Origin of the sequence: Campylobacter parajejuni, assembly GCF_046764905.1 — a bacterium.
In the GTDB taxonomy this organism is placed as follows: domain Bacteria; phylum Campylobacterota; class Campylobacteria; order Campylobacterales; family Campylobacteraceae; genus Campylobacter_D.
In genome coordinates, this window is the sequence record NZ_JBKORB010000001.1 from 200,689 (window position 1) to 212,968 (window position 12,280).

11 protein-coding genes are annotated in these 12,280 nt (G+C 33.0%); all 11 read right to left on the reverse strand.

Annotation, left to right across the window (positions count from 1 at the left end; all coding sequences use genetic code 11):
- Positions 1-8 precede the first annotated feature (8 nt).
- The 11 genes from ACLL8X_RS01000 to pglB all read right to left on the reverse strand — a co-directional run bounded on the left by ACLL8X_RS01000 (position 9) and on the right by pglB (position 12,277).
- Positions 9-626 carry a phosphatidylserine decarboxylase gene (locus tag ACLL8X_RS01000; protein ID WP_411989088.1) on the reverse strand — a complete coding sequence of 206 codons (618 nt, stop codon included), beginning with the start codon at positions 624-626 and terminating at the stop codon, positions 9-11.
- Complete coding sequence (ftsH, locus tag ACLL8X_RS01005; protein WP_411989089.1) at positions 623-2,554, reverse strand: ATP-dependent zinc metalloprotease FtsH; 1,932 nt, start codon at positions 2,552-2,554, stop codon at positions 623-625. The genes ACLL8X_RS01000 and ftsH overlap by 4 nt, the downstream gene beginning before the upstream one ends.
- Positions 2,554-3,402, reverse strand: a complete 849-nt coding sequence (locus ACLL8X_RS01010; protein WP_411989090.1) for a 50S ribosomal protein L11 methyltransferase — start codon at positions 3,400-3,402, stop codon at positions 2,554-2,556. Before ACLL8X_RS01010 ends, ftsH begins: the two co-directional genes overlap by 1 nt.
- 21 nt (positions 3,403-3,423) lie before the next feature.
- Positions 3,424-3,816, reverse strand: coding sequence for a chemotaxis response regulator CheY (locus ACLL8X_RS01015; protein WP_411989091.1), 393 nt, complete (start codon positions 3,814-3,816; stop codon positions 3,424-3,426).
- A gap of 111 nt (positions 3,817-3,927) precedes the next feature.
- Entirely contained in the window at positions 3,928-4,821 is an 894-nt protein-coding gene (locus tag ACLL8X_RS01020; RefSeq protein ID WP_411989092.1) for a PDC sensor domain-containing protein, read from the reverse strand.
- On the reverse strand, positions 4,821-6,593 hold the full coding sequence (gene pglF, locus ACLL8X_RS01025) for a UDP-N-acetylglucosamine 4,6-dehydratase (configuration-retaining) (RefSeq protein ID WP_411989093.1): 1,773 nt from the start codon (positions 6,591-6,593) through the stop codon (positions 4,821-4,823). The genes ACLL8X_RS01020 and pglF overlap by 1 nt, the downstream gene beginning before the upstream one ends.
- Positions 6,590-7,750 carry a UDP-N-acetylbacillosamine transaminase gene (pglE, locus tag ACLL8X_RS01030; RefSeq protein ID WP_411989094.1) on the reverse strand — a complete coding sequence of 387 codons (1,161 nt, stop codon included), beginning with the start codon at positions 7,748-7,750 and terminating at the stop codon, positions 6,590-6,592. The genes pglF and pglE overlap by 4 nt, the downstream gene beginning before the upstream one ends.
- A 66-nt stretch (positions 7,751-7,816) precedes the next feature.
- Positions 7,817-8,413 (reverse strand): UDP-N-acetylbacillosamine N-acetyltransferase, encoded by a 597-nt coding sequence (gene pglD / locus ACLL8X_RS01035; protein WP_411989226.1) that lies wholly within the window; start codon positions 8,411-8,413, stop codon positions 7,817-7,819.
- Complete coding sequence (pglC, locus tag ACLL8X_RS01040; protein ID WP_411989095.1) at positions 8,400-9,002, reverse strand: undecaprenyl phosphate N,N'-diacetylbacillosamine 1-phosphate transferase; 603 nt, start codon at positions 9,000-9,002, stop codon at positions 8,400-8,402. The genes pglD and pglC overlap by 14 nt, the downstream gene beginning before the upstream one ends.
- Positions 8,995-10,125, reverse strand: a complete 1,131-nt coding sequence (gene pglA, locus ACLL8X_RS01045; RefSeq protein ID WP_411989096.1) for a N,N'-diacetylbacillosaminyl-diphospho-undecaprenol alpha-1,3-N-acetylgalactosaminyltransferase — start codon at positions 10,123-10,125, stop codon at positions 8,995-8,997. The genes pglC and pglA overlap by 8 nt, the downstream gene beginning before the upstream one ends.
- A 10-nt stretch (positions 10,126-10,135) precedes the next feature.
- Positions 10,136-12,277 (reverse strand): undecaprenyl-diphosphooligosaccharide--protein glycotransferase, encoded by a 2,142-nt coding sequence (gene pglB, locus ACLL8X_RS01050; RefSeq protein ID WP_411989097.1) that lies wholly within the window; start codon positions 12,275-12,277, stop codon positions 10,136-10,138.
- Positions 12,278-12,280 lie beyond the last annotated feature (3 nt).

The following is a 12,280-nucleotide window of genomic DNA, read 5'->3' on the forward strand; positions in this document are numbered from 1 at the left end:
ATTTTTCCTTAAGCAAGATAGCCAAGCAAAGAATTGGCTTTAATTTCATCATTTAAACCCACGTGAATTCGAGTATCCTTTGGTAAAAGCAAACTTATAGAACCATTGATTAAAAATCCCATTCTATCATTTGCTTTTAAATCATAAGAAATATTAACTAACTTTAATTTTCTATCAAAAGAACCTGCATAAATTCTTAAAGCCACTCTTTTATCATCCTTAGTTTTTGCTAAAATAAAGGCTCTTTCATTCATCATTTTTGCAGACTCTAACTCACTGCATAAAAAAAGTCCGTGTTTTAGGCGAATATTCTCAATAGACATAGCAAAAGGTGCATTAAAATTCCCCGCATCATAAAAGGCATTTTTAATACTTAGCTCAACGCATTCGCCTAAAATTTGATGATGAATATTTTCTATTTTTACAATTTTGCCATCTATGGGTGCAAAAACAGCCTTTTCATCACTACAAACAAGCTCTCTTTTAGGCATTCTAAAAAGAAAAAGAGTCAATAAAACAAGTAACAGCAATAAAAAAGAAAAAGAGTAAAAAATCCAAACAAAGATAAAAAGCAAACACAAAAGGGCTAAACTTAAATATCCTTCTTTTGCTATATAATCTTTCATTCTTCTACTTTAACTTCACTTTTATTTTCTTCGAGTTCTTGCAAACGGCTTGGAAGATTATTTTGACCTTCAAAATCCTTAATGATTTCACGAACCTTAACACCCTCTATGGTTTCTTCTTCATAAAGAGCTGCAACCATAGTTTCAATAGCACCCTTATAAGTGCTTAGGGTATTTTTCACATCCTTATAGCGTTCATCTAGGGTTCTTTTTACATAATCATCTAAAGATTCTGCCATTTTTTCAGAATAATCCTTTATAGTCTGTCCCCCACTTAAAAAAGTATTTCTTTGTTTTTCAAGCACCATAAGTCCCGCAATTTCGCTCATTCCATACATAGAAATCATAGCTTTTATAATGTCGGTTGCCCTTTCTAAATCATTACTTGCACCTGTGGAAATTTCGCCAATAAATACCTCCTCAGCCGCACGACCCCCTAAAAGCACATCCACTTCAGCAATAAGCTCGTGTTTTTGCATTAAAAATTTATTTTCTTCAGGGGTATTTAAAGTATAACCCAAAGCTGCAAGTCCGCGAGGAATAACAGAAACCTTGCTGACTCTCTTTGCTCCCTTAGTTGTTTCAGCAATGAGAGCGTGTCCGCATTCGTGGTAGGTAACAATTTTCTTTTCTTTTTCATTAATACGGCGTGATTTTTTCTCAAGTCCTGCTATGGCTCTTTCAACCGCTTCAACCAAATCATTTTGTTCTACATGCCTTTTAGAGTCCCTACCCGCTAAAAGAGCTGCTTCATTGATAATATTTGCAAGGTCAGCCCCAGCAAGTCCAGCGGTTAAACGGGCTATGTCTTCTACTTTAACCTTTGGGGAAATTTTTACATCTTTCATATGCACTTTTAAAATATCACACCTGCCTTTAAAATCAGGCTTATCCACCAAAACCTGCCTATCAAATCTTCCCGGTCTTAAAAGGGCTGCATCTAAAACTTCAGGACGATTCGTAGCCGCTAAGACAATAACGGGAGAACTTTCCGTTCCAAAACCATCCATTTCAGCTAAAAGTTGGTTTAAGGTCTGCTCTCTTTCATCGTTTCCACCCATCATACCACTAGCGGCACGACTTTTACCAATAGCGTCTATTTCATCGATAAAAACAATAGCAGGAGCTTCTTTTTTTGCATTCTCAAACAAATCTCTTACACGCGATGCTCCCACACCTACAAACATTTCTATAAAAGACGAACCCGAAACACTAAAAAATGGCACATCTGCCTCACCTGCAACAGCTTTTGCAAGTAGAGTTTTTCCAGTTCCGGGAGGTCCAACAAGCAAAAGTCCTTTGGGAATTTTTGCTCCAAGTTTAATATATCTTTCAGGATATTTTAGAAAATCAACAATTTCCTTTACCTCTTCTTTAGCTTCCTCAACTCCTGCTACATCGCTAAATTTTACCTTAGGTTTTTCTGAATTGACAAGCTTTTTAGAGCTTCCTATACCCAGTATGGAACTGCCCATATTTTTTTGCATACGACTTGCCAAAAACATCCAAATTCCAAAGAAAATAAATACAGGCAAAACCCAAGAGAAAAGCATATCCGTAAACCAATTTGTTTCAGAATACGCTCCATAAGCAATATTCTTACTATCTAGCAAAGTTACAAGCTCGGGGTCATTGACCTTCTTTGCTACATAAACGGTATTATGCGAAGTTGAAATGGCTTTGATTGTGCTCTGACCTATGCTAACTTGATTGATTTGCCCATTCTCAATGAGCTTTTTCAATTCAGAATAAGGAACATTTTTACTAGCTTCATTGCCATTTAATGCTCCACCAAAAGAACTATTTCCATCAAAAAATCCCTTAAAAATCACTATCATCACAATTGCAAAAATTGCAAAAATGAAAATAGGATTTTTGTTAAAAAAATTATTGCCTTTCGGATTACCCTTTGGGGTATTATTATTCATTATTTATCCTTTTTATTATTTTTATATACAAAAGCACACCACTCATTGATTTGCAAAGTATCAACAAGCTCTAAATCCTTAAATTTTTCTTTAATTCTTGTTGCATATTTGTCTAAAATTCCTGCTAAAATAAGTATAGCATTATCTTCTAAATGCTTTTTAATATCTTTTTCTAAAATTAAAATTACATCAGCAATGATATTAGCAACGATTAAATCATACAGACCACTTGCCTTATTTATGGACCCGCACCAAGCCTTGTCAAAATTTACAGCGTTTAATTTTGCGTTTTCCAAAGAACTAGCAATAGCAAGCTCATCCGTATCACAAATTTCAACCCTGCAAGCTAATTTTGCCATAATAATACCCAAAATTCCACTACCACAGCCTAAATCTAAAGCTCTTAAATTCTCTTTGGTAAATTTTTGCAAAAATTTCACGCAAGAATAGGTGCTTTCGTGATGACCCGAACCAAAAGCTAAAGCCGGATTAATCTTAATATTGAGATAATTTTCTTTTTCCTTTTGCCAAGTTGTATGGATATAAATTTTATCTACTAAAATAGGCTCTATACTTTTTTTATATTCTTCTATCCAATCTTTATTTTCTTTTTCTATAAGAGTTAAATTGGAAATAATTTTTTGATTTAAATTAAAAGTAGTTGCAAGTTTTTGAGCAAACATTTCAAATGCCCAAGAAAGCTCTTCTAAGCTTTCATAGGCTCTTATATAAATACCATTATCTTTTTCTTCTATGGCTTCTACACCCAAATCAAAAGCAAAATCAAGAAATAAATCTTTATATTGTTCTTCTACAATAAAGAACAATTCGTAATATTTTTTCTGCATTTAAATTTTCAAAAATCAGCCTTATTCAGCTGCACCTTCTCCGCTTCCTGTTCCTAAAACATCTTCAAGTTTTTCTTTCAAAACTTGCGGAGTAAAAGGCTTTACAATGTAATTATTTACCCCAGCTTTTAAAGCAGTAATTACCTCAGCCTTTCCGCCTTCAGTTGTAACCATAATAATAGGCATATCTTCGTATTTTTTTTCTGCTCTTACTTTTTTTACAAGCTCCAAGCCATTCATTTCAGGCATATTCCAATCTGTGATTAAAACCTTTATATCTTCATTTTTACTTAATAAATCCCAAGCTTCAACGCCATGCTCAGCTTCCAAAACATCATCGTGTCCAAGTCTTGTTAGGGTATTTTTAATAATCCTTCTCATAGTAGAACTGTCATCAACAACTAACAATTTCACAATTTCGTCCTTTCTAAAATTTTTATGATTTTACATTTTACCCTTTTTTGACCAATCAAGTCAAAAAATTTTAAAAAACAGCATTATATCATTTTTTACTTAAAATTTTACTCAAATATTATTATTTTTATACTTAACCGTAAATAAATAAACGCTTAAACCCACAAGCAACAAACTCACTCCACCTATAAGATAAATCGCATAAATCATTTGAGATAAATCCCCAATGGCAAGCTTAAAGACAAGCATTAAAGCCTCAATCGCTAAAGCAATAATGATGGAGCCTAAAAACCTAACCATAGTTTTTTGAATTCCCCCTTCTTCCTTTCGCGTTTTTCCTAACACTTCCTGTTCGATTAGGGTTTTTGCCAAATCAAAAATCGCTAAAGCCAAAGTTATAGCGATGGTGCTTTCAAACATATGCTCAACCCCTATGCTTTGGTCATTAAAAAGACTAAACAAGCCCTTTTGAAATAAAAAGCAAGTAATCACAAATAAAACCAAAGCAAAGCAAAAATACACAAAACGGCTAAACTGAGTAAAAACAAACTCAAATCTCCCCGCCTGAATAATCTTTAAAATATCTTCAAGCTTAATATCGATACAAACCACAAAAAGCAGATGATTTTTATCATCATAAATAGGCATAGAAGCCGTTACGCAAAGCTCGTTATTTAAACTAGAAGGATAAGGGTCACTTAAAACACAACGCCTCAACTTAACCGCTCTATAAAAATAAGCCTTAGAGCTTCTATCCTCGCCCTGCCCTATTTCATAAGCTTTGTTTAAAGAAATAGCATTTTCTATTTGAGTGCCTGAAATATCTAAAATATATAAAGCATCAAAAACCACAACTTCGTGAGCTATCTTATCTAAAGCCGTTTTAATGCTTTCTAAATGAATATCAGGCAATTTATTAGGCAAATTTCTTGTTAAAATATAACTCATATAAGCCCTAGCACGGTAACGACTATCTTCAAATCTTTGTATGTCTTTAATATACATTATACACCCTCTTTATTATGCTTAAATTCAGGCACTATCCTTGATAAATCCCCAGAAATATCTTGGCTAGTTTGCAATTTTTCTATCTCTTCATTAAGCCAAGCTAAATCGACTTTTTCATTTTTTGCCACGAAAATACTTTCATATTGTGTTTTGGCATCATTTTCATCAATTAAAAGCTCTTCATAAAGCTTTTCACCCTTTCTTAAACCTGTGATTTTAATCTCTAAATCATTGCGGTTGCATAACAAAAGCATTTTTTTAGCCAAATCTATGATTTTTACAGGCTTACCCATATCCAAAACAAAAAGTTCACCCCCTTTTGCAATAGCCCCCGCTTGCAAAACAAGCTGCACCGCTTCAGCTACAAGCATAAAATAACGCACTATATCAGGGTGGGTTAAGGTTAGAGCTTCGTTGTTTGCAATTTGTGCCTTAAATTTAGGTATCACACTTCCACTTGAACCTAAGACATTACCAAAACGCACACAAGCCACTTCAAAATTAGCATCACTCATACTCAAAGTATAAAGCTCACAAACCCTTTTGGTGCAACCCATAATATTAGTAGGTCTAACAGCTTTATCTGTGCTTATCATCACAAATTTTTTTACCCCATTAGCCTTGGCACTATCGCATAGAATTTTAGTGCCTAAAATATTATTGATTATCGCTGAATGCGGATTTTGCTCACAAAGGGGCACATGTTTATAAGCGGCTGCGTGTAAAATAAGCTCAGGCTTATAAATTTGTAGCACCTCATCTAAGCTTTGCTTATCTAAAATACTCAGCAAAATAGGATTAATTTTTTCTTTATATAAGCTTAAATCTTCACTAATCTTATAAAGATTATACTCACTATGCTCGACCATAATGAGTCTTTTAGCACCAAATTTAATGCACTGCTTACAAAGCTCACTTCCTATGGTTCCACCTGCACCACTTACTAAAACCACCTTATCCTTTAAAAAGGCAGCCACAGCACTATCATCTAAATCTTTTGGCTTTCTAGCAAGTAAATCTTCTATACTAATATCCCTTGCTTCATTTCTTGTAAAAGAAAAAATCTTTACATCACAAATTCCATATCCCACAAGCTCTTCAAAAAGCTTTTTAAGTTCTTCTTGCTCAAGCTTTAAAGCTATGATGGCTGTTTTTACGCCCTGCTCTACATAAGATTTTATTTTTTCTTTTTCTTCTACAATAAATTTATCACAATAAGTGCCTATAAGTTCTTTTCTTGCATCAACTACGCCCACTGGAAAAAGCCCCAAAGAACCTTCTTTTGCACCTTTTAACAAATGCAAAGCCTTAGAAGTTGCACCCACAACGATACAAGGTGTTTCTTCTTCTTTCATTTTAGAGGGTTTAAAATCCACAAGCATTCTTTTACTAATCCTTAACGCCCCTATAAACAGATAAGAAAGCACAAAATCTATCGCAATAACGCTTCTTGGAAAAGGATTAAAAAAATCACTAAAAAAATAAAAAATAATCAAAAAACAAAACTCAGCCAAAGCTAAGGCTAGAAAAATTTTTCTTGCTTCATTAAGGGAAAAAAATCTCCAAGCCACCTTATAAATGCGAAAAATAAACAAAAAGGCTAGTTTTAAAAGCAATAAAATCAACCCAGCTAAAACCATACCCTTGTAAAAAATACTAGGAATATCCCCGCTAAATCTTAAAGAAAAGGCTAAATAAACGCTAAGCAAAATTAAAATGAAGTCTAAAATTAAAAAAAATGCTAATCTTTTGCTTTTATAAAAAATCATTTCTTTACACTCTTTAAGATTAGTTTTGAAATTTCATAAACATCATCCTTGCTCATTATTGTGCCACTAGGCAAACAAATCCCTTTTTGAAAAAATAACTCGCTATTGCCGTTAAGATAGGCTTTAAAACCCTTAAAAACTTCTTGAGTGTGCATAGCTTTCCATAGAGGTCTTGTTTCTATTTGTTCGTTTTTTAAATCTTCTATGAGTTTTGAAATTTTTGGGTGCAAAGCAATATTTTTTTGAGTGATGCTTACATCTTTTTGATAAGCATTAAGTTCATTTTTATCAAAATCAATCAAAGCTGTGCTAAGCCAACGATTGCTCCTTGAATTTTCTAATTCATCTAAAAAGCTAAAGCATTCGCCTAAAAATTCCTTATACCATTCATAAATTTGCCTTTTTTTAAGCACTCTTTGCTCTAAAACTTCCATTTGTGCCACACCAATAGCTCCTAAAACATTGCTAAGGCGGTAATTATAACCATAGTCTAAATGCTCATAATGCAAACAATTCTCCCTAGCCTGAGTGCTGTAAAATCTCGCTTTTTCAATCTTTTGCTTATCTTTTCCTATAAGCATACCTCCGCCTGAAGTGGTGATGATTTTATTGCCATTATAAGAATACGCCCCAAATTCCCCAAAGCTTCCCAAAGCCTTGTCCTTATAAAAACTTCCTAAAGCTTCGGCAGCATCTTCGATTAAAATGATATTATTTTCTTCACAAATTTTAAGAATTTCATCCATTTTAGCCGCATTGCCATAAAGATGGGTTAAAATCAAAGCTTTTGGCTTTTTCTCACATTCTTCAATAGCAAGTTTTAATAAATTCACATCAATATTATAAGTCTCATCACAATCTATAAAAACAGGCTTTGCCTTAAGATAACAAATAGGAGCTACCGAAGCGATAAAAGTAAAAGAAGAAGCCAAAACAATATCATCTTGCTTTACTCCTGCTACCCTTAAAGCCAAATGTAAAGCAGCTGTGGCTGAATTTAAAGCCAAAGCATTTTCACTTTTACTATAATCTTTTACGCTTTGCTCAAAACGATTAACAAATTCACCCAAAGGGGCTATATAATTACTTTTAAAAACTTCTTCTATGTATTTAAGCTCATTGCCACTCATATGTGGAGGAGAAAGAAAAAATCTCATTATTTGTCCTTGAAAGTGATTTTAAATCATATTTTAACTAAAAAAATTCATCAAAAAAAGCATTTTTCACAAATCCTTTAATTTTTTTGCAGGAACCCCCACAAAAACACCTTTTTCATTTTGACTTTTTACCAAAGTCGCCCCGCCACCTAAAATACTATCATCAGCCAAACTCAAATTGGGCAAAACACAAGAATTTATCCCTAAAAAACAATTTTTTCCTATTTTGACATTGCCCGCACATTTTGCTCCTACACTGATATGGCTAAATTCTCCCACCACACACTCGTGTTCAATCACGCTTGAAGTGTTTAAAATCACGCCTTTTTCTATTTTGGCTCCAGCATTTACCACCACACAAGGCATAATAAGCACTCCTGCATCTTCTTCTAAGAACGCACTAGGACTTATGATGGCACTTTTATGGATAAGATTGACGATTTTAAAGCCCTTTTGCTCTACTTTTTCATAAATTCTTTTTCGAATTTCATTGTTTCCTATGGCTATAAAAAAATCATATTTTGGCAAAGTGCTTTCAAATTTTATGCCCTTATTGTCATCTAAAAAAATACATTCTTTATAGCCCATATCTTTAGCCACATCTTCACAAACCAGCCCATGCCCACTGGCTCCATAAATATAAATTTTTTCAGTTCTTGCCATTAAATTTCTCCGTTGTAACACAGCCTTCTTTACTCACTCCACTTCGTTTTAAAACCTTTAAAGCGGTTAAAAACAAAATTTTTAAATCCAGTAAAAAAGAAATATTTCTAACATAATACACATCCAGTTCAAATTTTTTCTGCCAAGAAAGTGCGTTTCTACCATTAACCTGTGCCCATCCGCTTATGCCCGGACGCACTTTGTGTCTTAGTTTTTGCTCTTCATTATAAAGAGTTAAATACTCCACTAAAAGAGGTCTAGGTCCTACAAAACTCATATCCCCCTTTAAAACATTAAAAAGTTGCAAAAGCTCATCTAAACTTAAGCTTCTAACGATTTTTCCAAAAGCTTTTAAACGCAATTCATCACTGAGCAATTGTCCCTTTTCATCCCTTTCATCGCTCATAGTTTTAAATTTATAAATTTTAAAAATTTTCTCATCTAATCCCGGACGATTTTGAGTAAAAATCACACTGCCTTGAGTGATTTTTAAAAATAAAGCAGTGATTAAAATCACAGGAGAAAAAAGCACTAAAAGCACCAAAGCCAAAATAAAATCAAAAATTCTTTTAAAAAATTTTTCATACATTGTTTATCACCCTATCATAAAGTTTTAAATAACGCTGTGCGATATTATTTTCATCGTATTGTAAAGCATCTTCGGCGGCATTTTTGCCTAAATTCAGTCTTAATTTTTCATCTTCTAATAAAAGGGTAATTTTTTCGCTTAAATCTTTGCCATCTTTGCTTTTAGCCCAAAGTCCATCAAAGCCGTTAGAAATAGCCTCCACACAACCTTCACAATCACTTACCACTATGGCTTTAGCACAAGCTTTTGCTTCTAAAACACTCACAGGAAAACCTTCTTTATAGCTTGGTAAAACAAAAATATCACAATTTTGCAAAAGCTCTACTATATCGCTTCTAGCACCCAAATAATGCACCCTTGCTGAAGTTAAAAATTCCAAACTCGCGCAAGTTGGATTTTCATCTCTTGCACCCACCAAAACAAAATTGGCTTTATCTTCTAACATAGCAGCACACTCATAAAATTCTTTTACGCCTTTATGCCACAAAGCTCTGGCTATCATCAATACAACAGGTTTTTTATCCAGCTTTAAATTTTTCCAAAAAAGCTCTTTTTTTTCTAAATCCACTGGCATAGGAAAGAATTTTTTTAAATTAATCCCCACAGATTTGATAATGCAAATTTTATCCTCACAAAGCCCTAAATTTCGCATAAATTCTGCATTGCTTTCATTAACAAAAATAATTTTTTGAACGAAGTTAAAGCTAAATTTATAAAGAGTATTAATCACAAAACGCACCACACTTGCCTTAAAGCCTTGCTCTATATAAAAAGAACCCAAACCTTCTACTAAAGCAAAACGATAAGGAATTTTTACCCATCTTGCTGCGAAAATTCCAAAAGTATTGCTCTTGTGTGCTGCACTTTGAATAAGATTGAGATTTAAATTTTTCAAAACCCTAGCAAGATGAAAAAAATTTTTTAAGACCACAAAAGGATTTAAACTTGACCTTGAAAACTCATAAACAACTACGCTTAAGCCAAGAGCTTTAAGTTTTTGCGTGTAATCATCTTGTGGCACTATGATAAAAACCTCATCGCCTCTGGCTTTTAATGCTTTAATAATAGGCATTCTAAAATGATAAACACTGGCTCCTGCATGTGATAAAAATCCTATTCTCATTTTTTAACCCTTAAATTTTAAGCTTAAAAACTTTAGCGTCCCTAGAATTAATGATTAAATCGAATAAATTTTTATCATAATTACCTAAGAAAAACATTTGCACATAGGCACTATTAAACATAGTTTTATCCATTAAAATAAATTGTGCGTAAGCAATGGCACTATCCTTTAAATAAAAAATATAAAACCGAGCCTTATCATCGATTGGAGTAATTTTGTATTCACCTTGCTTAATAGAATTAAGCTCTACGATACTATTTACAGAAAATTCGTTATCTTCTATTTTAAAACTTCTAAAATCATCGCTTAAAATCACTCCATTGCTAAGATAAATTTTTCCATCCTTAACGCCAAGCGGATAAGCTGTGCTAAAGGTAAAAGCTTTGTCTAAAACCCCTGAGTCTAAATTGATAGAAGAAAAACTAGCCACGGTTGAAAAAATCAAAGACATTCTAGCAGGCATATAAAGATAAATGTCTCTAGTTTTGGGTGTGTGGATTTTAAAATCTGGTTTGGATAAGGAAGCTAAAAACAAATCCACATTGCTTTGATTATAATCTTGCATCATAGCCTGCAAAATATCTCTTTTTAAAACATCATTTTGTGGGGCGTAAAAACTTTTTTCCGTGTATTCTACGCTAAGTCTAGCCATATTAGCCGCGGCTAATTCATCTTTGCTTAAGACAAAAGAAGGGAAAAAATTATCCTTGCCTAAGTGTTTTCCACCATCGACTAAGGTTTTTACATCGCTATAATAACGCACTCCATAGCCATAATCCCACCAAGTAATTACATAATCTTCCCTAGCAGCTATGTTTTTTAATTGCTCTAACAAAGAAGCTTCATTTTGAGAAAAAACACTAGGAGCCTTGTAATTATAAATATGAACAAAAACCGGAGCTAAGAACAAAATCATTGCCAAAGTAAGACAAACTCTAGCAAGGGCTTGGGTGTATTTTTTAGCTAGGATAGCTTTAATTTCACTCAATAAAAAACCAAGTCCCAAAGCCATTATAGGAACAGCATATATGGTAAATCTAAGTCCGCCTTTTAAGGCTAAAAATCCAAGCACCAACATAGGTAAAGCTATAAGCATACTTTTATGTTTTTTCAAAAGCCATACAAAACCAAGCAAAGAAATCAAGAAAACAAACTCACTGCCGCTAATCCTTCTCATAAATTCACTCAAAGTTATATTTTCGACTTCTTGTATGGTTTGATTGACATTAAAATACACAAAGCCTTGTGTTAAATTAACACTCTCATCGCTTCTAAAAATATAAAATTTCAGCTGATAAAGTATAGGGTCAATTCCACCACTTAAAATCAAAAATACTAAGGTCGCAATACCTAAAATTCCTATACTGATAAAATTAAAGCGTTTTTGTTCCAAAACAAATAAAGCAAAAAGTATCACTATAATAGCACTTTGATAAAACCACGCAATATTTGAAAGAGTAAGAGAAGCTAAAATCACAGCGAGATAAAAAATCTTTTCTTGTCTATGAAAAATAAGTGTATAAATTAAAAAAAGTCCGATTAAAGCCACATTTAAAGTATAACTTGAAGGATACCACCAAAGATAAATTCCTATAAACAAAGGCAGGGCAATTAAAGAAAAAAAGTCTTTTTTTAAAATCATTCTCACCATAAAAAATAAAATAAACATAGGCAAAACAATCACTAGCATATCCGTATCATAATACCCACTCATAGTGCGGTTATAATAGCTATTGGCTATGCTTGCTAAAAGAGCGGCTATAAAGCCCATTAAAGCACACTTGTATTCATTAGCAAGTAAGATAATAGGAACAACCACCAAAGAAGATAAAAACGCACTCATATATAAAATAATGCTTTCAAAAGAAAAGGGCGTGATTTTATAAAGCCAATAAGTAAGCGTAGATAAAGAAGAACCATAGTAGCTCAAATCATTTTCCTGATGAAAACCTGCTATCATATCCCTTGCACCCTCAGCAAAAGCATAGCCATCGTTTGAAATAATCATTAATTGATTATTAAAAAAATACTCATTAAATTCACTTGCCCACCAAACCCAGTAAAATCTACACAACACACTAAAAACATAAGCTGTTATAATCATCATAAATAAAACTAAATAAGGGTTTTTTAAATATTCTTTTTTCAACATTTT

Bases quoted from the DNA above. Each gene is read 5' to 3' on its own strand.
- pglA (WP_411989096.1), bottom strand. From the start codon at position 10,125: ATGAGAATAGGATTTTTATCACATGCAGGAGCCAGTGTTTATCATTTT.
- pglD (WP_411989226.1), bottom strand. From the start codon at position 8,413: ATGGCAAGAACTGAAAAAATTTATATTTATGGAGCCAGTGGGCATGGG.
- pglF (WP_411989093.1), bottom strand. From the start codon at position 6,593: ATGATTTTTTATAAAAGCAAAAGATTAGCATTTTTTTTAATTTTAGAC.
- ACLL8X_RS01010 (WP_411989090.1), bottom strand. From the start codon at position 3,402: ATGCAGAAAAAATATTACGAATTGTTCTTTATTGTAGAAGAACAATAT.
- ftsH (WP_411989089.1), bottom strand. From the start codon at position 2,554: ATGAATAATAATACCCCAAAGGGTAATCCGAAAGGCAATAATTTTTTT.
- ACLL8X_RS01020 (WP_411989092.1), bottom strand. From the start codon at position 4,821: ATGTATATTAAAGACATACAAAGATTTGAAGATAGTCGTTACCGTGCT.
- ACLL8X_RS01000 (WP_411989088.1), bottom strand. From the start codon at position 626: ATGAAAGATTATATAGCAAAAGAAGGATATTTAAGTTTAGCCCTTTTG.
- pglC (WP_411989095.1), bottom strand. From the start codon at position 9,002: ATGTATGAAAAATTTTTTAAAAGAATTTTTGATTTTATTTTGGCTTTG.
- pglB (WP_411989097.1), bottom strand. From the start codon at position 12,277: ATGTTGAAAAAAGAATATTTAAAAAACCCTTATTTAGTTTTATTTATG.
- pglE (WP_411989094.1), bottom strand. From the start codon at position 7,750: ATGAGATTTTTTCTTTCTCCTCCACATATGAGTGGCAATGAGCTTAAA.